Origin of the sequence: Pseudomonas sp. NPDC008258 (assembly GCF_042956345.1) — a bacterium.
Taxonomy (GTDB): domain Bacteria; phylum Pseudomonadota; class Gammaproteobacteria; order Pseudomonadales; family Pseudomonadaceae; genus Aquipseudomonas.
This window is the reverse complement of record NZ_JBIBGE010000028.1, coordinates 45,944-70,015: the sequence shown is the minus strand read 5'-3', so window position 1 is coordinate 70,015 and position 24,072 is coordinate 45,944. Positions and strand designations below refer to the sequence as shown.

The following is a 24,072-nucleotide window of genomic DNA, read 5'->3' as shown; positions in this document are numbered from 1 at the left end:
CCACAAACCTGCAACGCCTGTGGGAGATTGCCCAGCCCATTGGGCTGCGCTGTCGCGCAGAGAACCGATGCCGGGCGTACCGCGTACCCTGTGGGAGCGGGCGCGTCGAGGCGTCGAACCGCCGCGAAGAATCCAACGCAGTGCATGGCACCGGCTGCGCCGGTGTTCGTGGGCTTGCCCGCTCCCACAGGATCCCTGCTGAGTCAGTAAGTGATGTGCAGTTCTGTGAAAACAGGTATCTGTTGGGAGGGTGGGACGGGTGCCGGGTTCATCACGCCCTTCAGCGCTTGTCGAGCGCTGCCCCGGCCTGTTGGCGCAAGGCCTTGGCGCGCTTCTCGAGGAGCAGGTAAGTAACCACCGCCAACAGCAGCGGGATAAGGTAATACAACGTTCGATAGCCCAGCAGCGCGGCGACCAGGGTGCCTTGGCCTAGCTGGCCATGAAGCAAAGCCAGGAACACGGCCTCTAGTACGCCGAGCCCGGCGGGAATGTGGGCGACCACCCCGGCGACGCAACTGATCAGCAGCACACCTAGCACCGAGGGATAGAACAGCCCGGGCGGCAGCAGCAGGTGGATCAGCGCTGCCATCAGCGCCCAGTTGCTTGCGCCCAGCGCCACCTGGCACAGCGCCATTCGCAGGCTTGGCAGGGTGACTTCGTGCTGGCGCAGCGCCCACGTGCGCCGCTTGGCGAAAGCGCAGGCGCACAGGTAAGCCAACGCCACCGCCACCATCAGTACACCGATCAGGCGCAGGCCGCTGGCACCCACCGCCCAGCTTTCCGGCAGCTCGACCAGGCCCAGGGCGAATACCGTGCCGGCCAGCAGCAGGTAGCCCATCCAGTTGGTCAACAGCCCCAGGGTGAGGATGCGGGTGATGGTCGGGGTATCCAGCCCCAGCCGGCTGTACAGGCGATAACGCAGGGCCACGCCACCGACCCAGGTAGTGAAGTTGAGGTTGAACGCATAGCAGACGAACGCTACCGGCAGTACCTGGCGGGCCGGCAGGCGGTGGCCGGTATAGGCCCGGGCGAGCAGGTCGTAACTGGCGAATACCAGGTAGCTGCACAGCGCCAGCAGCAGCCCCAAGGCCAGGGTGGAGGGCCGGTAGCCCAGCAGCGACTGGCGTACTTCGTTCCAGTCCAGGTTACGCGCCAGGGTTACCAGCAGTACCGGTATCAACACCAGAAACAGCACGGTCAGCAAGCGTTTGGCCCAGGTCATCCAGCGTGTAGTGGCCATCAAGTCTTGCCCCCGTGGTAGTCGGCAGGGGCCTGGTCGTCGGCTTGCAGCGATTGCAGGCGTTGCCGGTGCGCCGGAAACCAGCCGGCAATCCGCGGGAAATAGCGCGTGATGTGGAACCCCAGGAAGATCAACGGGGCACGCCACCAGTAACCACGCACCATGCGCTCCAGCGTCACGGTCTTGCAGTGCTCCCGGCTCAGTTCGGTCAGGTGCTGGTACAAATGTTCGTTGAATGCAGGGTCGCGGATCAGCAGGTTGGCCTCAAGGTTGAACGACAGGCTCAGCGGGTCGAGGTTGCTTGAGCCTACGGTGGACCAGTCGTTATCCACCAACGCAACCTTGCCGTGAAGCGGCCGCTGGCAGTACTCATGGATACGCACGTCGTCGCGCAACAGGTAGTTGTAGAGCAGCCGCGAGAGCGCGCGTACCCAGCGCATGTCCGGCTGCCCCTGGAGGATCAGCGTCACCTCGACCCCGCGCCGGGCGGCGTTGCGCAGCTCGCGCAGCAAGCGGTAGCCGGGGAAGAAGTAGGCGTTGGCCACGACGATACGTTGCCTTGCTTCACGGAAAACCTGCAGGTAGCAGGCTTCGATATCGTTGCGATGGCGCTGGTTATCGCGTTCCACCAGCACGGCGCTGGCCGGGCCTGAGGCGATGCCGCCCGGCTTGACGCTGCTGGCAGCAGCCAGCACCGGTGCGAGCATGCGGCAAGTAGAAGCATGCACCTGGGCCACCACCGGGCCGACGACCTCCACGGCGTAGTCCTGCTTGGCCTGCGGGCCGAAGTCACCCAGGTGGTCGGCACTGTAATTGATGCCGCCAATGAAGGCGCGTTGCCCGTCGATCACCACGATCTTGCGGTGCAGGCGGCGAAACAGGTTGGTGCGCATGCCCACCAGCCGTGGCTGTGGATCGAACGCATGGAACCGCACGCCGGCCTCGGTCATCGAGGTGATGAATTCGTCAGGCAGGTCGGCGGTGCCGTAGCCGTCCACCGCCACCTCGACCCGCACCCCGCGCCGTGCGGCATCGATCAGGGCGTGGCGCAAGGGTTGGCCGACCTTGTCGTCGTAGATGATGAAGGTTTCCAGAAGGATCTCCTCGCGTGCCTGGGCCATGGCCTCGAATACGCGGGGGTAGTACTGCTCGCCGTTTATCAGCAACTCGACACGGTTGCCATCACACCAAGGCTGTTTCATAGCGTCACCTGCGCCACCAGCGGGGCATGGTCGGAGAGATGTGACCACGGGTATCTGGATAACACCCGTGCCTGGCTCGCGTGGGCATTGCGCAGGTAGATGCGGTCCAGGCGCAGCATCGGCAGGCGCGCGGGGAAGCTGCGTGCCGGCTTGCCGAAGGCTTCCACCAAGTGGCCCGACAGCCGCGCATCCGCTTTCAGGCGCCAGTCGTTGAAGTCGCCGGCGACAATGACCGGCTCGTCCGCTGGCAGGCTGTCAAGCAATGCCAGCAGCAGGCCGACCTGACGCTGACGATGCGCTTCACGCAGGCCCAGGTGTACACAGACGGTGTGCACCTGTTCATGGCCCGGCACTTCAAGCTGGCAGTGCAGCAGGCCTCGTTCTTCGTTGCCATGGACCGAAACGTCCAGGTTGTCATGGGCACGGATGGGGAATTTGGACAGCAGCGCGTTGCCATGGTCACCATGGGGGTAGACCGCATTGCGGCCATAGGCGAACTGCGGCCACATGCTGTCGGCGAGAAACTCGTACTGGGGCGCTTTCGGCCACATGGGGTGGCGCTCGGCATGTTGCTGATGGCTGCCGTGTACCTCTTGGAGAAACACCAGGTCGGCCCCGGTCGAGCGTACCGCCTCGCGCAGTTCCGGCAAAATGAAGCGGCGGTTGAACAGGGTGAAGCCTTTGTGCACATTCAGGGTCAGTACCGTCAGGCGATGTACGGCGGTGACCTTGTCGATGATGCAGCGGGGGGCGGGCAGTGTCCGGTTCATAGCGGCTCCTGCGGTTCGACGCCCGGTTTGGTCACCCGCTCTTTGTCCTGGCGCAGCCCCTCGGGGTAGAAGCCCTTGTGCCCTGGGCCACTGCGGCAACCGGAAATGCCTATGCGGATCTCGCTCACGACAGCCCCCAATGTCCATGTAATCATCAGTTAGCGACCGGCAGCAGAGCAGAAGGGTTCAGCAGGGTTGACGAGTGGCGCTGGGGGAATGCCAGTCTCTCAAGCCATATAGACCGCCATTGGGGCTGCTTTGCAGCCCATCGCCGGCAAGCCAGCTCCCACAGAGATCGCATCAGGGCTGACAGGTGTTGGCCGCAAGATAGGCAGCGCCTGTGAGACCGAGCGCCGCCCGCGCGGCGCATCGCGAGCTGGCGCTCGCTCCTACGTTTGTTTCGGGCCAATTATTCCTGTGGGATATGCACGCGAACGCTTTGGCGCATGTCTCGATATCGCGTCGTACAAACAAGGCGGTCGCGCGCGCCTGGCACAGGCGTTACTGGCCCGAAACAAACGTAGGAGCGAGCGCCAGCTCGCGATGCGCCGCGCGGGCGGCGCTCGATCTCACAGGCGCTGAAGATGCCGTGGCGAGCACCTGGCAACCCTTATGCCATTGCAAGAAACCATAGAATCTCCCACAGGACGCGTGAAAAACCTGAAGCCCATGCTGTACATGTGGGAGCCCGGCTTGCCGGCGATGGGCCGCAAAGCGGCCCCAATGGCTTAACTGACAGGCATTAGGCGCTGGGGGGGGGGCCTCGGATTGTTCCTCAGGTGGTACCTGATACTGGGCGAGTGAACAGCAGTAGCGCACGGCCGAAAATCATGGGGCCGGCCGAGCTGCGGAAACGGGTGAGCGCGTTCGACGTTCTCTACCGAGTAACGCTCACCGGCTTTCATGCCTGTTGTGGGATCAACCATGGTGCAAGCTCCCGTGAGGCTTATACGTTGTCAGCGCCCATCGTCCCGGATGCCGCCCCTGGAACAAGGATCACCTTGCGGCACTTGTCCTCTTTTTGAGCGAACATCTTGTAACCCATCGCTGCCTCCTCCAACGCAAGGCGGTGGGTCACGATCAGCTCGGGCTGCAGGCGCCCGGCTTCGATATGTTCGAGTAGCTCGGGCAGGTACTTCTGCACATGGGTTTGACCCATCTTGAAGGTCAGGCCTTTGTCGAAGGCATCACCAAACATGAAACCGTGCATGAACCCCGCGTAGACGCCGGGCACGCTGACTACGCCGCCACGTCGCACAGCCGCGATGCTCTGGCGCAGGGCCTTGCCGTTGCTGCCTTCCAGTTTCAAGGCCGTCATCACGGTTTCCGTGGTGCTGCCTTTGGCTTCGAACCCGACCGCATCGATGACCGCGTCTACGCCACGCATGCCCGGTGTATGGCGAATGATGCTGTCGGCAGGATCATCATCCTTTTCAAAGTTGATCGGGATCACGCCGTAGGCTTGCTGGGCGTAGGCCAGCCGGTAATCGTTGTCATCGACCATGAAGATGGTATGAGCGCCCAGCATCCTTGCGCAGGCGGCACTCAGCAGGCCAACTGGCCCCGCGCCGTAGATTGCTACCGTTGAACCCTGGCCGATCTGGGCATTGGTGACCGCTTGCCAAGCGGTAGGTAGGATGTCGGAGAGGAACAGCACTTTGTCGTCGGCGAGGGTCGTAGGCACTTTGAATGGCCCGACATTGCCTTTGGGTACCCTCACGTAATCAGCTTGGCCTCCAGGGATGCCGCCATACAGGTGGCTGTATCCAAACAATGCAGCGCCTGGTGGGATGCGTTTTTTGTTCTGGACCGATCCGCGACCGGTATTGGTCGTTTCGCAGGCAGCGAACAGATCGTGCTGGCAGAAGAAGCAGCTGCCACAAGCAATCACAAACGGGATGACGACGCGGTCGCCAACCTGCAGGTTCGTTACATCTCTGCCGACGTCTTCGACGATGCCCATGAACTCGTGGCCGAAAATGTCGCCGGGTTCTGTTTCCGGGATCTTGCCGCGATACAGATGAAGGTCCGAACCGCAGATAGCGGTCGCAGTGACCCGGAGAATGATGTCGTCTGCGTCCTGGAGAGTGGGGTCAGGGACAGTGTCGACCCTGACATCATTGGCGCCGTGGTAGGTCAGTGCTCTCATGGTCTTGCTCCTGCATCACAGAAACGTGGGGGTATGCAAAGGAAGGCTTCTGGGCAGGCAGAGTTTAGACCAGCCGGTCAAGTGGTGGTGTGATGCAGGCTGGGCTGTGGTTTTTTTGCGGCGAAATACAAGAGGCTTGCCAGCACTAGCCCCGCGATCCAGCTGACATCCGCACCCATAAGCCTGGCGAAATAGCCTTCGAAGAATGAGAGCTTCATGAACGGTACGGTGCCAATGATCGACACGCCGTACACGATCATTGTCCTGCGGTTCCATCTGCCATAGCGGCCTTGTGCATCGTAGAGGTCGCCTATGCTGTAGCTACCGCGCTGGATCAGGTAGTAGTCCACCAGATTGATCGCGCTCCAGGGGATCAGCAGGTACAGCTGGCCAATCAGAATGTCGGCAAAGAACGTGTCGAAGTGATACTGCGTGTGCATGGCAATGGCGCAGGCCAGCACGGATATGCCCCCCATCAGCAGCGTCTTGATGCCGTGTCGCACATGCGAAAGCCTGGCGAAGCCGCTGAAAATGGTCGTGGTGGACATGTAGGCGCTGTAAAGGCACAACACGTTGTACTGGATTACGCCCAATGAAACCACGATCAGCGCGGCTTTGGCCCAGGGCCCGAACAGGCTTGCAATGGCAGTCCCGGGGTCGACATCCAGCGCCGATGGTACGACCGCGGCCAGTACAGCCCCCAACGCCATCATGCCCAGTGAGCCGAGTGCGCAGCCGAAATAAGTGCTCCAGAAGGTATGCCGGGTATCGACGTCAGCCGGCAGATAGCGGGAGTAATCCGCCACGTAGGGACCGTAACCCAGTGTCCACGACGCGGCCTGGGCGATCACCAGATTGAAAATCGGCATCGAGAAACCGCCGGCATCACTCTGGAACACCCCGGTTGTGCTCGCCCGAGCAAGAATCAGCACCAATGCAGTACCGAACACCACGGATGACAGCAAACTCATCCATGCGCCCATGCGGTGTATCAGCTCGTACCCCACGACACCGATCAGGAACGTCATGATGCCGACCACCAGGATCGCCTGGTCGTCACTGATTGAAAGCAGTGCCTTCAACGGATCGCGCAACAACACGCCACTGGCAGCCATGAACAGCACTGCGGCGGTGACCATTACCAGTAGCGGGATCGCCGCGCCGAACACGCCGAACTGGGCGCGGCTCTGGATCATTTGCGGCACCCCCAGATGCGGGCCCTGGGCGGAGTGGGCAGCCATGAAAATGGTGCCTAGCATGCAGCCCAGTACCAGGCCGGTGAGCGTCCAGATCAGGCTCAGCCCTGATGCGACGCCCAATGTACCTACCATCAACGCGGTAACTTGCAGGTTCGAACTGAACCACACGGAAAAAAGCCGCCGGGGCCTGCCGTACCGCTCGCTGTGTGGTACGAACTCGATACTGCGCTTTTCGATCTTCATTTTATTATCCTTTAACCAGGCGACGAAGCCCGCGGCATGTAGGCGCTTTTTCATCGCGCCACCTGCGCCTTCACTGTCTCAAGGCCAGGCTGGCCATCCCATGTAGTCACGCCCGCGAGCCAGCCATCGAGCACCTGGGGGTTCTGTTTCAACCAGGCGCGTGCCGCAGCCTCTGGCTCCATCTTGTCATAGAGGATGGAGCCCATGATGTGGTTCTCCATATCCAGGGTGAAGCTCAAGTTCTTGAGCAGTTGCCCTACGTTCGGGCATTCGTCTGCATAACCTTTGCGGGTGCTGGTATAGACGGTGGCATCGCCGAAGTCGGGGCCGAAATACTTGTCACCCCCGGTCAGGAACCTCATCTTGAAGCGCGTGTTCATCGGGTGTGGCTCCCACCCGAGGTACACGATCGCCTGATCACGCCGCTTCGCCCGCTCGACCTGGGCGAGCATGCCCGACTCACTCGACGCAACCACCGAGAACCCGGCTTCTTGAAGGCCGAAGGCGTTCTCGCTGATCGCCTTGAGCACTGCGTTGTTGCCGCCATCACCAGGCTCAAGGCCGTAAATCTTGCCGCCCAGCTCATCCTTGAATCTTGCGAGGTCGGCGAAGTCTTTGAGCCCTCGGTCCCAGAGCGTCTGTGGTACTGCCAAGGTGTACTTCGCATGTTGCAGGTTGACCCGCACGATATCGATGGTGTTGGCATCGCGATGAGGTTTGAGATCTGGCTCCATGGTGGGCAACCACGTACCTAGAAAGACGTCCATGTTCTTGCCATCAGACAAGGCCTTGAATGTGAGGGGGACACCCACGAGCGTCGACTTGGTTTGATAGCCAAGGCTTTTCAACAGTGTTGTGGCGATGGCTGTTGTGGTCTGGATGTCCGTCCAGCCCGGATCGGACATTCTCACCAAGCGGCACTGGGAAGGTTCCGCTGCGTAGGTGTCAGCACAAAGAACCAGGGCGGAGCAGAGCATGGCGCGCAATGCATGTTTCATGACGCAAATCCTCTCTGTAGCAGCTACGGGAAGCGGCAGTTTTTTGTTATTCAGAGGCAACGCGGTCTTGTTGTTTCAGGGGTAGGGTTACGGATGGCTCAACGACGAATTCCAATCACGCGCCCGCAATAACCGGGACGCGGCAGCGAACGATGAGCTTGGAAAATCGCGCTGATCTTCGCTTCGACAGACGTTGCGAATTTCGCCGCACGCCCAGCCTCACGGGCAATGTTCATGAGCATTTGTTCACTCACAGCCAAAAGCTCCCCGTCCTGGGGGCGATACAGGTGATGGACAATGTGCAGCCGCTTGCTGTCGTGGTCGATCACCTGGGTAAACACCTGGATGTCCTCGCCCAGCCGGGTTTCGCTCAGGTAATTGATGTGGGCTTCCAGCGTGTACAACGTATGCCCATGGATTGCCCGGCCCTGCGCGTCGAGACCGATGTGGTCCATCAGTGCATCGGTGGCGTGGCTGAAAAGCAGGAAGTAGAAGGCATCGCGCAGGTGCCCGTTGTAATCGATCCAGTCTTCAACGATGGTGGCCTGGTGAATCAGCAGCAGGTTGTTCACGAATATGTCCTTCCAGAAGTCGTGGGTGGGTTTCAGAGGTCGAGAACGAGGCTTTCTGAAAGTGACCGGGAAACGCAGATCATCATCACGTCGTTGTTCTTGCGTTCGGCTGCTGTCAGCACACTGTCGCGATGGTCGGGGATACCGTTCAGGACGCAAATTTCGCACGAGGCGCATGTCCCCTCCCGGCACGAGCTTTCAACACGAAGGCCGTTCGCCTCGAGCACCTGAAGAATGGTTTTGTCCGCAGGCACTTCAAACGCCTTGCCGGTCTTGGCCAGCTGGACAGTGAAAGGTTTATCCACTGCCTGGTTTTTCGGTGCCTTGGGCGTAAACCACTCGAAATGCACCTGCTCATCGGGGAAGTGGCTCGCGGCTGCTTCGACGGCAAGCATCAGCGGGGTAGGGCCGCAGGTATAGAAATGGACATTGGGCGATTGCCGGCTGACTGCTGCCGCAATATCGAACAAGCCACCTGCCTCATCATCGGCATGCAAGGTGACCCGCTCGCCGAAGCCACGCAGTTCCTCCATGAAGGCTGCTCGCTGGCGGCTGCGTACCAGGTAGAACAGGTGCCAGGGGCGCTGATTGGCTTCGCACCACTGGATCATCGACCACACCGGTGTAATGCCAATACCACCGGCGAAGAACACGAACCCGGGCGCGTCCTCTTCCAGAGCGAAGTGATTGCGTGGCGGGCTGATTTTCAGCGTGTCACCCACACGCAGTGCCTGGTGTACATGGCGTGACCCGCCACGACTTGTCGCAGACAAGCCAACACCTACGCAGTAGCGGTGGTTTTCGCGCGCATCGTTGCACAGCGAGTACTGGCGCACCATATCGCCAGGCAAGTGCAGTTCTATATGGGCGCCAGGTTTGAAGGGCGGCAGCGCCTCACCCGAAGGCGAGCGCAGCTCGATGACCATGACACCTTTGGCTTCGGCTATCAGGTCGGTTATTTGTAGGGTCAAAACTTCATCAGGCATGGCACACCTCACGCAACGGCAGACCGGTCCGGGACGGGGAGGCGTCCCGGGCCCACACTCAACGGCGCCGCAGCGGTGCGGTTGCCTTCAACATGTGCGTAATCAATTCATCCCGATTGGTCGCCAGCGATGCCCAGCTGTTGGCACCGGCTTGCTGGTTAACACCCTCCACCAGCAGGCTGGCTGTATCTGCATCGAGGCGCGGATCACCCAGGTCATCCCACCAACCGTTGAAGCTATCGGTGTATTTCTGGCAGAAGGAACTCAGGCCTTCCGACCCGCCGCCCAGGTGGAACAGCATGGTTGGGCCCATCGCCGCCCAGCGCAGGCCCGGGCCTGCCCATACCGCCTTGTCAACGTCTCCCACGCTGGCGACGCCGCTCTTGACCAGGTGAATGGCTTCTCGCCACAGCGCGGCCTGAAGGCGGTTGGCGACATGCCCCTTCACTTCACGGTTGACTCGGATGGTCACCTTTCCAACCAGGTCATAGAAACGTTCAGCCTGCTCGACCACACCCGCAGCAGTCTTTTCGTTGCCCATGACCTCTACCAGCGGGATCAAATGCGGTGGGTTGAAGGGGTGGCCGAGAATGAAGTGCGACGGGCTCTTCCAGCCCGCTTGCATCTCACCCAGGCGCAGGCCCGAAGCGGACGAAGCTACGATGGCGCCTGGCTTGAGGGCCGCTTCCAGCCTGGCGAACAGCTCATGCTTGATGGCAATGCGTTCCGGCACGCTTTCCTGCACGAAGTCGGCTTGCTGCACGGCGCTCGCCACATCGGCATGGAAGCTCAGCTGGCCCGGCTTGGCGCTTACCAAACCTAACTCGCGCAGCGTCGGCCAGGCATTGTCGATGTAGCTACGGACATCGGCTTCCATGGTCGGCGACGGGTCGTACACCGCAACGTTGCGCCCCGATGCCAGGAACAGCGCAGCCCAGCTGGCACCGATTACACCAGCACCAACTACCGCGACATTTTGGAACTCACTCATTGGAAGAACCTCGGTTGTAAGGGGGAAGCACTGGCCAGGCCGCCATCAACGACAATGCACTGGCCGGTAATCAAGTGCGCCGCGTCGGATCAGCCATGTGCCAGCATGACGTGACGCACACTGGTGTAAGCGTCGAGCGCGAACACCGACATGTCGCAACCGTGGCCTGAGCCCTTCATGGCGGCCCAAGGCATTTCTGGCGTGGCAACGCCATGGGTGTTGACCCAGGTGAAGCCGTAACGGAGCCGGCTGCTGGCCTCCATGGCTCGACCGCTGTCGCGGGTCCAGATCGACGAGGCCAGGCCGTAGCGTGTGGTGTTGGCGATTGCCACCGGGTCTTGGTCCGGAGTAAATCGCGATACCGAAATCACCGGGCCGAACAGTTCTTGCACTGCGATTTCAGCGTGGTGGTCTACATCGGCAACGACGGTGGGGCGGTAGAAGAAGCCACCACCTGGCTCCAGCGTGCCGCCGGTCACGATCTCGGCGTAGGCGCGTGCGCGGTCGACGAACCCCGCCACCCGTTGCCGGTGCACTTCGGTCACCAGCGGGCCCATTTCTGTTCCGCTGGCCCTCGGCGCGCCCACCTTGATCGATGCAGCCGCTTCAGCCAGGGCACTGACTACGCGGTCGTAGAGCTTGCTGGCGACCAGCACTCTGCAAGGCTGTGCGCAGTCCTGGCCGGCATTGAAGAACGCAGTGGCACGCAGCGTTGCGACCAGTTTCTCGACGTCGGCATCCTCGTAAACGATGACCGGCGCCTTGCCCCCCAGCTCCACATGAACTTGGCGCATCTGCAGGGCAGCTGCGCGCATGGCGGCGCTGCCGGTTGCCGGCGACCCGGTGATGCTCACCGCTTCGATGCCGTCAGCGTTGATCAGCCGGGCGCCGGTCGAAGTACCAACCCCGTGCACGATGTTGATCACGCCCTTGGGCACTACGCCGGCCAGCAGCTCAGCCAGTTTCAGGGTAGACAGCGGTGTGACCTCCGAAGGCTTGAGCACCACGCTGCAACCTGCAGCCAGCGGCGCCGCCAGCTTCCAGGCAGCCATCATCAGCGGATAATTCCACGGGGCAATGGCTGCCACGGGGCCGATCGGGTCGCGACGGATCAGGCTTGTATGCCCGGGTACATATTCACCTGCCGCCACACCCGACAGGGTGCGGGCAGCTCCGGCGAAGAACCTGAAGGTGTCGAGGGTCAACGGCATTTCGTCGTCGAGTGCCGATGGCCATGGCTTGCCGACGTTATGGCTCTCCAGAGATGCCAGCGCTTCAGCGTTTTGCTCGATAACCCCGGCAATGTCCAGCAGCAGGGCAGCACGCTGCGCAGGGGTGGTCTTTGAATAGGTCTCGAACGTTTCTTGCGCGCTGCGCACAGCGATGTCCAGCTGCTCATCATCAGCCTGGCCAACGCTGACGATTTCCTCGCCTGTGGCCGGATCAATCACAGCCAGGGGTACAGCGGCGCCTTCAACCAGCTCGCCGTTGATCAACATTTTGGTCTGCATGGCGTATCCCCCATCACGCATCACAAGGTGATCTTGTCGCGGCCTTTTAGCCCCAGGCGCACCCGCGCTTCTTCGGGCGTTGCCACCTTCAAGCCGAGGTTTTCGACGATCGAGCGAATCTTCAGCACCTGTTCGGCGTTGCTTTTTGCTTTCTCGCCAGCACCGATGAACAGGCTGTCTTCCAGGCCGACGCGCACGTTGCCGCCGAGCATCGCCGCTTGTGTCGCAAACGACATCTGGTGCTTGCCGGCGGCCAGCACCGACCACTCGTAGTCCTTGCCGAACAGCTTCTGCGCCACGGTATGCATGTGCATCAGGTTGTCCAGGTCGGCACCGACGCCACCGAGCACGCCGAAGACGATCTGGATCAGGAACGGTGGTTTGACCCAGCCCTGGTCGATCACCCAGGCCAGGTTGTACAGGTGGCCGAGGTCATAACATTCGAATTCGAAACGGGTGCCGTGCCCTTCGCCCAGCTCTTTGACGATGTATTCGATGTCTGCGAACGTGTTGCGGAAGATGAAGTCGCGGGTGCTGTCGAGGAAGGCCGGCTCCCAGTCATGCTTCCAGTTGCTGTACTTGGCCTTCATCGGGAAGATGCCGAAGTTCATCGAGCCGACGTTCAGCGAGGCCATTTCCGGGCTGACCGCCAGTGCGGCACGCAGGCGTTCCTCACGGGTCATGCCCAGGCCGCCGCCGGTAGACACGTTGAGCACCGCATCGCTCTGGCGATGAATCTGCCCCATGAAGTCCTGGAACAGTTCCGGGCGTGGGTCCGGCTTGCCGGTTTCCGGGTTGCGGGCATGCAGGTGGATGATCGAGGCGCCGGCGTTGGCGGCCTCGATGGAGGAGTCGGCGATTTCCTGCGGGGTGATGGGCAGGTATTCCGACATGGTCGGGGTGTGTACGCCACCGGTGGTGGCGCACGTGATGATCACGGATTTTGGCATGGCGAGGCTCACAGTTTCATGTGTTGTACTTGGGCGGTAAGGCCGAGACCGGGCCGCGGGTGCTCAGGGCTTCATGCTGCGTGCGTAGGCGTCGAGTACCAGGCCGTGGAAATGGTGCAAAGCATGTTCGGACTTGCCTGAGCCATTAGGGTCGGTGACGATCCGGCCCTGATCGAAGGCCGGGGTCTGCATGCCACGCTGGACGTTCTCCACCAGCGAGATGTCTTCGACCTGCAGCACTTCGTCGAGGTAGCGAATGGCTTCTTTTTCCATGTCGTCCGGCTCGGGCGTTTCCAGGAAGAAGTCGTAGGTTTCCAGCGTTCGGTCAGGGCCCACCGGCACGATGTTGAGCACGATCATCGAGCTGCGGCCGGGGTAGCGCATCAGGCAAGTGGTTGGCCACAGCCACCAGACTGCATGGGTGCGCACGCTGGCCTTGGAGGTGTCGTACGCCGAGTTCTGGCCGTTACCGGCTTCGGCCATATGGCTCGAATAAATACCGTGGGTCTTGACCTTGTAGGTGTCCATGTCGACCAGGGTGCAGAAGTCCTTGTGCGCGGTCGGGCAGTGGTAGCACTCCAGGAAGTTGTCGACCACGTTCTTCCAGTTCGACTTGATCTCGTACGTCAGCCGGTGACCGAACGTGAGCTTCTCCACATCCGGTGCCCAGTGCAGGATTTCCCTGGCCAGGTCCCCCGACTGCTCGCGCAGCGGTGCGGCGGATGGATCGAGGTTGACGTAGACAAAGCCGCAAAATTCTTCGACCTGCACCGGGCTCAGGTGAACCTGGTCCTTGTCGAAGTCCTTCAGGCCGCTAACGTGCGGGGCTGCAACCAGGTTGCCGTTGAGCCCGTAGCACCAGGAGTGGTAAGGGCAGGCAATGCGCCGGGTTTTGCCTTCGCCTTGAAGGACCGGATGGGCGCGGTGCTTGCACACGTTGTAGAAGGCGCGCAGCACACCCTCCTGGTCGCGCACCACGGCGATCGGCTGGCCGGCGATGTCGACAGTGGTGTAGCTGCCAGGCTCACGCACCTTCTCTACATGGCACACCCACTGCCAGCTTTTGCCGATGATTGCCTGCTGATCGAGGCGGAACCATTCCGGCTGGACGTAGGCGTCAGCACGCAGCGACTGGGACAGCAACGGGTCGGGATCGTAACCCTGCTTGATCGATTCGAATTGGCGGGGATGCAGCAACTCAGACATGTCAACGGCCCTTTTATTATCACGAGCGTGGGGATGTGCTCGTTCTGTGGCGTTGATAGTGGTCTGGTTGAAATACGGAAAATTTTCATATTTCGCCGATTTATGTGTTTATTCCGTCGGCGTCGTTTTTAGATATGTGATGACAATGCACGACAAAAATCACCGGTCCGTTGCCACCTGGTGCATCGGCCAGGCCCGGTAATTGAAGGGCACACGGCCATCCTGACGGTCCTGGCGCGGCGTCAGGCCGAAGCGTTCGCGATAGACTTTGCAGAAGTGCGATTGATTCGGAAAACCCGAGGCCACCCCAACCTTGGTCAGGGCCATGCTGGTCTGCGTCACCAATCCACGGGCACGATCCAGACGGATATCGCGGTAGTACAGCGCTGGTGTTTTATGGGTTATGTCACGAAACAGACGGTCGAGTTGGCGCTGTGAAATGCCTACCCGTTCACTGATTGCCGGGATGCTGATCACCTCTTCCAGGTGTGTTTCCATCAGCTTGATCGCCTGCATTATCGCCGGGGGTATGGTATGGCCTAACGGCTGGTGGTCTTGCGGATTCTGCTGGGTGCTGCCGGGTCGAAATTGTGGGTGGAACACGTAACGCGCAGCCTCGTTGGCGACCGTTTCGCCATGCATGTTGCGGATCAGTTGCAGGGCGGTATCGGTTGCCGCTGCGCCGCCACAGCACGTGAAGCGATTGTCATCGAAGACGTACAGGTCCTCGACGATGGTCACGTCCGAGTACAGCTCGATCAGCGCATCTATGTGTTCGTAATGGCCGGTTGCGCGCCGCCCGTTCAGCAAGCCTGCTTCTGCCAGCAAGAACGTGCCCGTGTCGATTGCACCCAACATGCAACCTTTGCCTGCCCAGGTCCTGAGCAGGCTCTGCAACCGCGCGTCATGGAATTTTTCGGGCGTCCAGCTGCTGGAGAGCACCACAAGGTCCCAGTGCGCGTTGCGCACTTTGGCCAACGACTGGGTAAACAAGTCCATACCGTTCGACGCCCGAATCCCGCCGCCTTCGAGCGAGGCAAACTCCCAGTGATAATGGGCCTCTCCACTGAGGTAATCGGCTGCCCGAAACGGGTCGACAAATGCAGAGGTGGCGGCCGCATTGAAATAGGGGAACACAATGACTAGGAACCTGAACACGCTCATCTCCAAACGTCTGGTCGTCCTCAATGATAGGGCAGGACGAGCCGGGCAGCTTGTCTGAGGGCGGTGACCAGCTGCTCAACTGAGTCACTTGGATTGCATCGCCCTCAGCGCGGTGCGCTGACGTCTGTTTGTCCACTGGCGAGCAACGCGCCCCGGACGAAACCCTCGGCAAGTCGTCGCTCGACGAAATCCCGTATATAGGCTGCCCCCGCATCACGGCCGCGTGGCACTGCGACTGCTTGGCGGATAGCGGTGAAGGCCCCCTGCATTACCCGATAATTCGTATTCCTGGCTGCGACTTGCTCCAGCGGTTGTCTTACGCCGGCGGCAGCATCCAGGTGTTGATCAATGAAGAGGTCGACAGCGCCTGCAGACGTGTCAGCCCTGTGCAGCTCGGCATGTTGCAATGTGCGCGACAGGTACAGGTCGTAAGCAGCGCCGTTGCCTACTGCAAGTCGAAGTCCAGGTTGATCCAGATCTTCAACTTCAGAGTAGGGGGCATCGGCTTTGACCAGGTAGGTCCCCTCGATCAGAACGTAGGGTTCGCTGAAGCTGAGCTGGGCAGCGCGGACGGGCTCGATAGCCAGGAAGGCCAGCGTCCACGCATTCTCTTCAAGTGCAGCGAAGACTTTTCCGGCTGCATCGTACGTGCGTAGTTCGAGCCCCACGCCCAGCTCATCGGCCAGCGACTTGGCCAAAGCTACTGAAACGCCACATGGCTTTCCGTCAGCGCCTGGTTGAGCCAGCACCGGGTTACCGAAGTTGATCGCGGCACGCAGAATGCCATTGGGCGCCAGGTCGCTGAGGACCTGCTGGGCAATAGGGTTCATCTCTTCTCCAGTTTCAGGAAATTGGCAATGTGTAGGACACGATCAGGCGGTTTTCATCCGCGCCACGTGCAAAGCTTGATCGATAGCTCGCGTTACGCCAACGGACCGATACATTCTTCAGGGCGCCGGACTGCACCACATATTGCAGTTCGGTGTTGCGCTCCCATTCATGGCCCTCGCCAATGGTGGTCGCTGCGTCGGCCTGATCGCCTCGCAGGTAGCGGGTCATGAAGGTCAAGCCAGGAATGCCGAGCGCCGCGAAGTTGTAGTCGTAGCGCAACTGCCAAGAACGTTCGCCGGGCTCGGCGAAGTCGTTGAGCTGGACGAAGTTGACCAGGTAAGGATCGGTTCCATCGAGATAGGGCATGGAGGTAGAACCGTTCATCTTTTGCAGTCCCAGCCCCAGCGCATGTCCGCCCAAGCTGTAGGTGAATATGCCAGAAATTGCTCTGCTATCGATACGTCCGCCCAAAGCTCGACCGTCATCGTCGCTATCCATGTAACGAAGATCAGCTTTGATCTTCCCGGGGCCCACTGGAATCGAATAGTTCGCCCCCATGAAGTGCTGGTGGTAGACCTGTTCCAGCTCTGCATACTGATAGGTCAGCAGCAGCGCTTTAGTGAGCTGGTAATCCATACCGCCCAACCAGAAGGCGTCGCCTTCGGCATTGCCACCTGTGAAGCGACGGTTCTTGTTGTTCAGTGTGATCGGCACGCGGTCTGTCGAGTCGCGATCGGTCTGGCGCTCGAAGCGGGCACCGATGAAGGACAACGAATCAAATTCTTTGCTGGTGAGCAGGCCACCCTCAAAGGTTTGGGGGAGGAGGCGACCAGTGTTGGCTTGAACAGTGGGCAGCTTGGGGATCAGCGTGCCGTATTTAAGCTCTGTCTCGGACAGGCGCATCTTGCCAGTCAGGCCCAGGCGGCTGAACTCATCAGCTGCGCGACCCTCATCATGGGTCGGCAAAAGGCCGGTACCGGTTCTGTCCGGGCTTGAGTCCAGCTTCACGCCGAGCATCCCCAGAGCATCGACCCCAAAACCGACCGGTCCAGCTGTGTATCCGGACTTCGCATCGAGAATGAAACCGTGGGCCCATTCTTCGCGCTTTGACTGGCCGTCCCCGTCGCGCAAATCCCGGTTGATGTAGAAGTTCGTCGTTTGCAAGGTGACCTTGCTGTCGTCGATAAAGCCGTCCCCATACGCCGTAGCGGCAGCCAGGCAAGGTGTAACGGCGAGAAGCTTGCAACCCATTTTGTTCTTGTTATGCATGTGCTGCTCCGTTAGTTGGAACGTGGGGTGTAGGCGTGCCTCCCGGCACGCCAGAATCAGGAAAAAAAGAGGTTCAGGCGGTGCGGAAAATCATGCAGACCGGGCTGCCGGTCTCGATCTGGTGTTCCAGCAAAGCCAGTTCGCCTTTTGGGCTAATGGAGAAGGTCTTGATGTTGTCGCTGTCTTCGTTAGCGACGAACAGGAACCGCCCGCTAGGAGATGCCGTCATGAAGCGTGGCTTCTTGCCTTGGCTAGGTACGTTGCCGATCGGGTTGATCTTGCCGGTAGGCTGATCCACCGAAAAAATGGTCACGCTGTCATGCCCGCGGTTAGAGGAGAACAGATGTACTCCATCCGGTGCCATGACCAGTGCCGCTGCACGGCTGTCTCCTACAAAGTCCTGAGGGAGCGCTGGAACCATCTGGAATGGAACCAGGGAGCCGTCGTTCTGGTTGTAGCGGTAGCTGGTGATCGTGCTGTCCAGTTCGTTCACAACGTAAGCAAATGACCCGGTCGGAGAGAACACCACATGTCGAGGTCCGGCCCCCTCGCGTGTCTTGATTTCATGAGCCAGTTCAGGCTTCAGTGCGGTCTCGTTCTGCTTCAAATCGAACACAAAGACTTTATCCAGTCCTTTGTCCGGGACCACCAGGAAACGGCCCGATGGATCGCGTGGGATCATGTGCGGGTGGGAGCTCGCCTGCTCGATCTTGTGCGGGCCAGGGTTCCCCGGAAGGTCGTATTTGCTGATGACGGGTTGCAGGTGGCCGGTCTTATCGAATGGCAGAATGACAATGCTGCCGGTGGCGTAGTTGGCCACAGCGAGGAATTTGTTGCTCTTGTCCACGGTAAGGTGGACGGGGTTGTTCCCTTCGCAACCAACCGAGCTCACCCTGGTGAGCGTTCCGCTGGCTGGCTCAATTTGGAATGAGCTGACAGTAGACTGGTCGCCATGCACGCAGAACAGCAGGCTCTGGGTTTGGTCGAGGCACAGGAAGGATGGATTGGTCAGATCGCCGACGGTTTGCACCAGTTCGGAGCGACCTGTCTGCGGGTCATGTCGATAAACCGTGATGCCTGCACCGCGGGCGTTACGCTCGCGAGTGGTTCTGGAGCCCACATAGACAATTTGGGTTTTGTTCGAGTTGGCAGGCTGCATAGCGTTCTTCTCAGGTCCTGATTTGGCATCTGCCGCTCCCGCACCGAGGCCCAGAAGGGTTGCCGCAGCGACGATGGAAGTAGAAGAGAGCAGCGTGCGCCGGGTAATGGCGGGTGGAAACGGTGATAGGCACATAGCAAAATCTCATCGTTGTTTTTGTTGTGATGAGTACCGCCGACCTTCGGAGGTCGGCGGCAGCTGAGCAATCAGTGCTTCGAAGGTACGAGCACCCAGCCTTCCATCAGGCGGCGGGCGCTTCGGCTCATGACGGCCTTGTCCACAACCCAGTTGCCATCGGCTTGGGTGGTCTGCGCGCCAACGGCAACGGTGCCGGCGGTGTGGCCCATGTTGACTTGGCGCTCACCGATATCGCCGACGATCCGGTTGACCAGGGTGCCTTCCAGGGCGGCTGCCACGGCAACGGCTACAGCGCCAGTGCCGGTGATTGCGTGGTGCAATTTGCCCATGGAAAGGATGCGGGCGATCACGTCGATCTCGCCGGCTTCGACTGTCTTGCCACCGGCAGCGCTGTAGGTTTGCGGCGCAGCTACCAGGCAGAGCTTTGGCGTGTGAGGGCGAAGGCGTGTTGCTTCCTCAGCGGTAGCCGCCAGGCCCATGGCAACGGTGCAGTGTGCGCGGATGGTTTCCAGCGACTGCAGCAGTTCGGCGTTGCCGTTGACCTGGTCCTGGGTCTCGGTGCCGGTCAGGCCAACGCGCATGGCGTCGACGAAGATCGTCGGGTTGCCTGCGTTGAGCAGCGTTGCTGGCAAGCCTGGAAAGCCAGGGATATCCAGTTCATCCACAACATTGCCGGTTGGCAGAATGCTGCCGCCCGAACCGCCAGGCTGAAGGAATTCCACAACGATTTCGGCAGCAGGGAAGGCGACGCCATCCAGCACGAAATCACCTTCTTCAACGACCTCGCCATCCTTCATCGGGACATGGGCGATGATGCGTTTCTGAATATTGGCCTGCCAGATGCGGATGGTGGCGAAGCCGTCACGAGGCGCATCGACGAGCCCCTGGCGAATGGCGAATGGGCCAACGGCTGCGCTCAGGTTGCCGCAGTTACCGGACCAGTCGACTACCGGGTTTTCGATTGCCGGGGCGCCGAACAGGTAGTCAACATCGCAATCGGTACGAGCCGATTTACCGATGATGACAACCTTGCTGGAGCTGGAGGTGGCAGCACCCATGCCGTCGATCTGCTTGCCATACGGATCCGGGCTGCCAATAACCCGCAGCATCAGCGCGTCGCGCTCAGGGCCGGCAGCAGGGACGTCCTGCTCAAGGAAAAACACGCCTTTGCTAGTGCCGCCGCGCATGAAGACGGCAGGGATTCGAACTTGGGTCATTACACTGCTCCTTCCAGTTGTTTCGTTTGTGCAGCCTTGTCCATGCTCTCTACCAGCAGCTGTGGCAGCAGGCCGCCGCGGCGGAAGTAGCGCACGTCTTCGTGCGTATCCAGGCGGCTGGTTACGGTCACGTTTTCGGTGCTGCCGTTTTCTCGCTCGATGACAAGTTGCAGCTTGTCGCCAGGTGCGAAGGTGTCGTTGATGCCTTCCACCGAGAATTTCTCGTGGCCAGTCAGGCCGAGGGTTTTGCGGGTCACGCCTTCCGGGAATTGCAGAGGCAGAATGCCCAGGCCAGCCAGGTTGGTGCGGTGGATGCGCTCGAAGCTCTCGGCAACGACGACGCGTACGCCCAGCAGGCGAGGGCCTTTGGCCGCCCAGTCTCGCGACGAACCGCTGCCGTACTCTTTACCTGCCACGACGATCAGCGGCTGCTTACGGTCGGCATAGGCTTGCGCGGCTTCGAATACGGTGCTCACGCGATTCTCTGGCAGCAGCAGTGTCCAAGGCCCTTCGCGGCCGTCGCTCATCAGCTCGTTTTTCAGGCGTGGGCTCGCGAAGGTGGCGCGTTGGGCAGCTTCGTGGTTGCCGCGGCGGGTGCCGTAGGAGTTGAAATCATCAACAGCGATACCGTGGCCCTTCAGGTACGTACCGGCGTCACTGTCGGACAAGATGGCGCCCGACGGCGAAATGTGGTCGGTGGTGATGTTGTCCGACAGCATCACCAGAACGCGCATGTCCTTGAGGTCGCGTTGAGGGTCGGTAGCCGTCAGTTCATCACTCCAGTAAGGCGGCTTGCGGATGTAAGTGCTGGTCTGGTCCCAGGCGTACTGATCGGTAACGCCGGCGCGCAGGTCAGAGGCGATGACGCCTGCCTCGCGAGGTACCGAGCTGTAGGCTTTGTCGAACAGGTCGGCCGACAGGGCTTGTTTCTCGATCTCGTCCAGCTCTTGATCCGAAGGCCACAGCTCGCTGAGGTAAACCGGCTTGCCTTCGGCGTCGGTGCCGAGCGCATCTACCTGTGGGTCGATGCGGTAGGTGCCAGCGATCGCGTACGCCACGATCAGGGGAGGGGACATGATGAAGACTTCGCGAGCCAGCGGGTGCACGCGGCCTTCGAAGTTGCGGTTGCCTGAGGTGGCGGCAACAGTCTCCAGCTTGCGGGCGCGGATTTCGTCTTCGATCTCTTTGCTCAGCAGGGGGCCGGACATGCCGTTGCAGGTGGTGCAGCCGTAGCCGACAACGTTGAAGCCCATGTTGTCGAGGTCCACGTTCAGGCCTGCACGGTCCAGGTAGTCGGCGACCACCTTGGAGCCGGGAGCAAAGGAAGTCTTGACCCATGGCGCACGACGCAGCCCGCGCTTGAGTGCATTGCGGGCGACCAGGGCCGCAGCGATCACGCCACGAGGGTTCGAGGTGTTGGTGCAACTGGTGATAGCGGCAATCACGACCGAGCCGTTATCCAGGCCGGTAGGGATGTCTTTTGCTGCTTCGCCTTTACCCAGCAAGATGCGCTGGTGAGGTTGTTTCGGGCCGGCAATCGCACGGCCAACGCTGCTCAGGTCGAGGGTGACGACACGGTCGTACTCGACCGATTCCAGGCTGTCATGCCACAGACCTTGATGTTTGGCATAAGCCTCGGTCAGCTCTGCAATTTCCCCGCCGCGACCGCTGAGTCGCAGGTAGTGCAGGGTGCGATCGTCGATCGCGAACATAGCTGCGGTTGCGCCGAACTCAGGGGCCATGTTGGACAAGGTGCCACGGTCTGCCAAGGACAGCGCGGCAACGCCTGGGCCATGGAACTCCAGCACGCTGCCGATTACGCCGGCTTTGCGCAGGCTTTCGGTCAAGGCAAGCGCGATGTCGGTAGCAACGTAGCCCGATGGTGGGGCGCCTTCCAGTCGAACACCGACGATCTCTGGAACCCGCATCATCAGGGCTTTGCCCAGCATGGCAGCTTCAGCTTCGATACCACCAACACCCCAGCCCAGCACACCGATGCCATTGATCATGGTGGTGTGGCTGTCAGTGCCGACCAGCGTATCCGGGAAGGCCCACAGCTCACCTGCGACTTCGCGTGTACCGATGACGGTGGTCAGGCGCTCCAGGTTGATCTGGTGAAGGATGCCGTTACCTGAAGGCACGATCGACAGGTTGTTGAAGGCCTTGTTGCACCAGTCGAGGAATGCAAAGCGCTCGGCATTGCGCTCGCGCTCGATGGCTTCGTTATCGGCCAGGGCGTTGGCGTCGCCCCAACGCTCTACGTTCAGCGAGTGGTCCACCACGAGGTGCGTCGGGGTGACCGGGTTTACCTGGCGTGGATCGCCGCCTGCTTTTGCTACTGCGTCACGCAGGCCGGCCAGGTCGACCAGGGCAGGGGTGCCGAGCAGGTCCTGAAGGACTACGCGGGCAGGGCGGAATGGGATGTCGCAGTTTTTAGAGCGAGTGCAAATTACCTTCAGCGCCTCGTTCGGCTCTGCCTCGGTACGCAGGACGTTCTCAGCGAGGATCCGGAGGCTGATTGGCAGGCGCGCGAAGTCGCCGCCTATCGCTTTTAAAGCTTCCGATACGTTGCAGACGCGGTACTCGCGACCGTTTACGGCCAGGGTTTGGCCAATGTGCTTGCTCATGCCGGGGACCTCACAGGCGTGTTTTTTGTGAGGCTATATTGCACTTTGTCTAAACTTGAGTCAATTTATCTCCAGCAGAAAAACATCGGTCGAACGCCGAATGGTCACCTTGAAGCCTGAAGAGCGGCCATTTATCTGCCTGCCAGCCTTTCCCGCACAAAGACAAAAACGAGGAAAACCAAGATGAAATTCAATCAGACCTACCGTAAATCCGCCCGGCACCAGTCCGCTCCGTCCCCTTCGTTCCGCTAAAGCCTGGCTAAGCGGCACCAAAACAATAAGGAGAGAGCCATGCTGTTGACCGTGCTCGGTTTTTCGATGGTCACCTGTTTCATGTACCTGATCATGACCAAGCGGCTGACCGCCCTGGTCGCCCTGATTGTGGTACCGATCGTGTTCGCCCTGATGGGCGGCTTCTATGCCGGCCTGGGCACGATGATGCTGGACGGCATCAAGACTTTGGCGCCGACCGGCGTCATGCTGACCTTCTCGATTCTTTACTTCGGCATCATGATCGACGCGGGGCTGTTCGATTCGTTGGTGCGTTGCATTCTGAGAATCGTGAAGGGCGACCCGCTGAAGGTGTTGTTCGGGACCACGATCCTGACCATGCTGGTATCGTTGGATGGCGACAGCTCCACCACCTACATGATCGTGATTGCCGCTTTCCTGCCGCTGTACCAGCGCCTGGGAATGAGCGTTCTGGGCTTGACCTGTGTGGTCAACATTGCCAACGGCATCATGAACATTTCCCCGTGGGGTGGCCCGACCGCCCGTGCCGCAGCTGCGCTGCATGTGGATGCGATGGACATCTTCCTGCCGATGGTGCCGTCGATGCTGCTGGGCTGCGCCTGCCTGCTCTTCATTGCGACCTTGCTCGGCCGGCGTGAGCGTGCACGCCTGGGCGTGATTGCCGTGGATGATTTCCACAACGGTTCTATCGCGCTGGGTAATGGCTCGCACGAAGACTGCGACCGTAATCGTCGCCCGCACATGTTCTGGCCCAACCTGCTGCTCACCGCAACGATGATCGGCGTGTTGATGGCGGGTATCGTGCCGATCCAGGTGCTGTTCATGGTCTGCTTCGCCATTGCGGTGATGATCAATTACCCGCACCTGGAGCAGCAGAAAGAGCGTATTTCAGCTCACGCTGGCAACGTTCTCGCGGTGACGTCTGTCATCTTCGCCGCTGGCATCTTCACCGGAATTCTTTCGGGTACCGGTATGGTCGATGCGATGGCGAAGGGGCTGTTGGCAGTCATTCCTGATGCGTTTGGCCCATACCTGGCGCTGTTCACCGCCCTGGTCAGCATTCCGTTCACCTTCTTCATGTCCAACGATGCCTTCTACTTCGGCATCTTGCCTGTGATCGCCCAAACCGCCGCCACCTACGGAATCTCGCACTTGGAGATTGCCCGGGCATCGGTGGTGGGTCAGCCCGTCCACTTGCTCAGTCCACTGGTGCCTTCGCTCTACCTGTTGGTGGCCCTGGCAAAAGTCGACCTGGGTGACCACCAGCGCTTTGCGTTGAAGTGGGCGCTCCTGGTGAGCATGGCCATGTTGGTAGGTGGCGTGATGTTCGGAGCATTCCCGCTGTATCACTCAGCTTCGTGAGTCGGTGGCTAGTCGTCGGCTCTGCCGACGGCTGGC

Annotated in this window: 20 protein-coding genes and 1 pseudogene; 1 reads left to right on the top strand and 20 read right to left on the bottom strand. The window is 60.5% G+C overall.

Translation table 11 applies throughout. The features are described from left to right. Positions 1–280: 280 nt before the first annotated feature. From ACFY9W_RS21285 to ACFY9W_RS21190, 20 genes and pseudogenes are all read right to left on the bottom strand, one after another. Entirely contained in the window at positions 281–1,240 is a 960-nt protein-coding gene (locus ACFY9W_RS21285) for a lysylphosphatidylglycerol synthase domain-containing protein (protein WP_391134227.1), read from the bottom strand. Continuing rightward, on the bottom strand, positions 1,240–2,442 hold the full coding sequence (clsB, locus tag ACFY9W_RS21280) for a cardiolipin synthase ClsB (RefSeq protein ID WP_391134224.1): 1,203 nt from the start codon (positions 2,440–2,442) through the stop codon (positions 1,240–1,242). Before clsB ends, ACFY9W_RS21285 begins: the two co-directional genes overlap by 1 nt. Then, a complete protein-coding gene (locus ACFY9W_RS21275) occupies positions 2,439–3,212 on the bottom strand; it encodes an endonuclease/exonuclease/phosphatase family protein (protein ID WP_391134221.1) in 774 nt (257 codons plus the stop codon). The genes clsB and ACFY9W_RS21275 overlap by 4 nt, the downstream gene beginning before the upstream one ends. Then, entirely contained in the window at positions 3,209–3,340 is a 132-nt protein-coding gene (locus ACFY9W_RS21270) for a hypothetical protein (protein ID WP_391134218.1), read from the bottom strand. The genes ACFY9W_RS21275 and ACFY9W_RS21270 overlap by 4 nt, the downstream gene beginning before the upstream one ends. A gap of 720 nt (positions 3,341–4,060) precedes the next feature. Next, positions 4,061–4,138 (bottom strand): annotated as a pseudogene (locus ACFY9W_RS21265) (short chain dehydrogenase); the annotation flags it as partial. 20 nt (positions 4,139–4,158) lie between these two features. Next, the gene (locus ACFY9W_RS21260; RefSeq protein ID WP_391134215.1) at positions 4,159–5,361 is read right to left on the bottom strand and encodes an alcohol dehydrogenase catalytic domain-containing protein; all 1,203 of its coding nucleotides are present in this window, start codon (positions 5,359–5,361) and stop codon (positions 4,159–4,161) included. 77 nt (positions 5,362–5,438) lie between these two features. Continuing rightward, the gene (locus ACFY9W_RS21255) at positions 5,439–6,803 is read right to left on the bottom strand and encodes a cytosine permease (protein ID WP_391134212.1); all 1,365 of its coding nucleotides are present in this window, start codon (positions 6,801–6,803) and stop codon (positions 5,439–5,441) included. Between the two features lie 50 nt (positions 6,804–6,853). Further along, positions 6,854–7,801 (bottom strand): choline ABC transporter substrate-binding protein, encoded by a 948-nt coding sequence (gene choX / locus ACFY9W_RS21250; protein ID WP_391134210.1) that lies wholly within the window; start codon positions 7,799–7,801, stop codon positions 6,854–6,856. 98 nt (positions 7,802–7,899) lie between these two features. Beyond that, the gene (locus tag ACFY9W_RS21245; RefSeq protein WP_391134207.1) at positions 7,900–8,373 is read right to left on the bottom strand and encodes a thioesterase family protein; all 474 of its coding nucleotides are present in this window, start codon (positions 8,371–8,373) and stop codon (positions 7,900–7,902) included. A 32-nt stretch (positions 8,374–8,405) separates the two neighbouring features. Further along, positions 8,406–9,359 (bottom strand): 2Fe-2S iron-sulfur cluster-binding protein, encoded by a 954-nt coding sequence (locus ACFY9W_RS21240; protein WP_391134205.1) that lies wholly within the window; start codon positions 9,357–9,359, stop codon positions 8,406–8,408. Between the two features lie 58 nt (positions 9,360–9,417). Beyond that, entirely contained in the window at positions 9,418–10,350 is a 933-nt protein-coding gene (locus ACFY9W_RS21235; protein ID WP_391134202.1) for a 3-hydroxyacyl-CoA dehydrogenase NAD-binding domain-containing protein, read from the bottom strand. Positions 10,351–10,439: 89 nt separating this feature from the next. Next, on the bottom strand, positions 10,440–11,861 hold the full coding sequence (locus tag ACFY9W_RS21230; protein ID WP_391134199.1) for an aminobutyraldehyde dehydrogenase: 1,422 nt from the start codon (positions 11,859–11,861) through the stop codon (positions 10,440–10,442). Between the two features lie 20 nt (positions 11,862–11,881). Continuing rightward, a complete protein-coding gene (locus ACFY9W_RS21225; protein WP_391134196.1) occupies positions 11,882–12,811 on the bottom strand; it encodes a 3-keto-5-aminohexanoate cleavage protein in 930 nt (309 codons plus the stop codon). 63 nt (positions 12,812–12,874) lie between these two features. Then, positions 12,875–14,017 (bottom strand): SRPBCC family protein, encoded by a 1,143-nt coding sequence (locus ACFY9W_RS21220; RefSeq protein WP_391134193.1) that lies wholly within the window; start codon positions 14,015–14,017, stop codon positions 12,875–12,877. 159 nt (positions 14,018–14,176) lie between these two features. Further along, positions 14,177–15,181: a helix-turn-helix domain-containing protein gene (locus ACFY9W_RS21215; RefSeq protein ID WP_391134190.1), complete on the bottom strand. Its 1,005-nt coding sequence runs from the start codon at positions 15,179–15,181 to the stop codon at positions 14,177–14,179. Positions 15,182–15,285: 104 nt separating this feature from the next. Further along, the gene (locus ACFY9W_RS21210) at positions 15,286–16,011 is read right to left on the bottom strand and encodes a transporter substrate-binding domain-containing protein (RefSeq protein ID WP_391134187.1); all 726 of its coding nucleotides are present in this window, start codon (positions 16,009–16,011) and stop codon (positions 15,286–15,288) included. 13 nt (positions 16,012–16,024) lie between these two features. Continuing rightward, on the bottom strand, positions 16,025–17,263 hold the full coding sequence (locus tag ACFY9W_RS21205; RefSeq protein ID WP_391134308.1) for an OprD family outer membrane porin: 1,239 nt from the start codon (positions 17,261–17,263) through the stop codon (positions 16,025–16,027). 91 nt (positions 17,264–17,354) lie between these two features. After that, positions 17,355–18,575: a beta-propeller fold lactonase family protein gene (locus ACFY9W_RS21200; protein ID WP_391134184.1), complete on the bottom strand. Its 1,221-nt coding sequence runs from the start codon at positions 18,573–18,575 to the stop codon at positions 17,355–17,357. A gap of 71 nt (positions 18,576–18,646) precedes the next feature. Next, positions 18,647–19,795, bottom strand: coding sequence for a 2-methylaconitate cis-trans isomerase PrpF (gene prpF / locus ACFY9W_RS21195; RefSeq protein ID WP_391134181.1), 1,149 nt, complete (start codon positions 19,793–19,795; stop codon positions 18,647–18,649). After that, positions 19,795–22,422: an aconitate hydratase AcnA gene (locus ACFY9W_RS21190; RefSeq protein ID WP_391134178.1), complete on the bottom strand. Its 2,628-nt coding sequence runs from the start codon at positions 22,420–22,422 to the stop codon at positions 19,795–19,797. The genes prpF and ACFY9W_RS21190 overlap by 1 nt, the downstream gene beginning before the upstream one ends. A gap of 294 nt (positions 22,423–22,716) precedes the next feature. On the opposite strand from ACFY9W_RS21190, the gene ACFY9W_RS21185 reads away from it, so the two are divergent. Continuing rightward, positions 22,717–24,036, top strand: a complete 1,320-nt coding sequence (locus tag ACFY9W_RS21185; protein ID WP_391134305.1) for a citrate:proton symporter — start codon at positions 22,717–22,719, stop codon at positions 24,034–24,036. Positions 24,037–24,072: the final 36 nt, after the last annotated feature.

Excerpts from the sequence above, each read along its gene's own strand:
- clsB (WP_391134224.1), bottom strand. The coding sequence starts at position 2,442 with ATGAAACAGCCTTGGTGTGATGGCAACCGTGTCGAGTTGCTGATAAAC.
- ACFY9W_RS21205 (WP_391134308.1), bottom strand. The coding sequence starts at position 17,263 with ATGGGTTGCAAGCTTCTCGCCGTTACACCTTGCCTGGCTGCCGCTACG.
- ACFY9W_RS21190 (WP_391134178.1), bottom strand. The coding sequence starts at position 22,422 with ATGAGCAAGCACATTGGCCAAACCCTGGCCGTAAACGGTCGCGAGTAC.
- ACFY9W_RS21275 (WP_391134221.1), bottom strand. The coding sequence starts at position 3,212 with ATGAACCGGACACTGCCCGCCCCCCGCTGCATCATCGACAAGGTCACC.
- choX (WP_391134210.1), bottom strand. The coding sequence starts at position 7,801 with ATGAAACATGCATTGCGCGCCATGCTCTGCTCCGCCCTGGTTCTTTGT.
- ACFY9W_RS21255 (WP_391134212.1), bottom strand. The coding sequence starts at position 6,803 with ATGAAGATCGAAAAGCGCAGTATCGAGTTCGTACCACACAGCGAGCGG.
- ACFY9W_RS21210 (WP_391134187.1), bottom strand. The coding sequence starts at position 16,011 with ATGAACCCTATTGCCCAGCAGGTCCTCAGCGACCTGGCGCCCAATGGC.
- ACFY9W_RS21240 (WP_391134205.1), bottom strand. The coding sequence starts at position 9,359 with ATGCCTGATGAAGTTTTGACCCTACAAATAACCGACCTGATAGCCGAA.
- ACFY9W_RS21230 (WP_391134199.1), bottom strand. The coding sequence starts at position 11,861 with ATGCAGACCAAAATGTTGATCAACGGCGAGCTGGTTGAAGGCGCCGCT.
- ACFY9W_RS21235 (WP_391134202.1), bottom strand. The coding sequence starts at position 10,350 with ATGAGTGAGTTCCAAAATGTCGCGGTAGTTGGTGCTGGTGTAATCGGT.
- ACFY9W_RS21260 (WP_391134215.1), bottom strand. The coding sequence starts at position 5,361 with ATGAGAGCACTGACCTACCACGGCGCCAATGATGTCAGGGTCGACACT.
- ACFY9W_RS21225 (WP_391134196.1), bottom strand. The coding sequence starts at position 12,811 with ATGCCAAAATCCGTGATCATCACGTGCGCCACCACCGGTGGCGTACAC.
- ACFY9W_RS21285 (WP_391134227.1), bottom strand. The coding sequence starts at position 1,240 with ATGGCCACTACACGCTGGATGACCTGGGCCAAACGCTTGCTGACCGTG.
- ACFY9W_RS21215 (WP_391134190.1), bottom strand. The coding sequence starts at position 15,181 with ATGAGCGTGTTCAGGTTCCTAGTCATTGTGTTCCCCTATTTCAATGCG.
- ACFY9W_RS21220 (WP_391134193.1), bottom strand. The coding sequence starts at position 14,017 with ATGTCTGAGTTGCTGCATCCCCGCCAATTCGAATCGATCAAGCAGGGT.
- ACFY9W_RS21200 (WP_391134184.1), bottom strand. The coding sequence starts at position 18,575 with ATGTGCCTATCACCGTTTCCACCCGCCATTACCCGGCGCACGCTGCTC.
- prpF (WP_391134181.1), bottom strand. The coding sequence starts at position 19,795 with ATGACCCAAGTTCGAATCCCTGCCGTCTTCATGCGCGGCGGCACTAGC.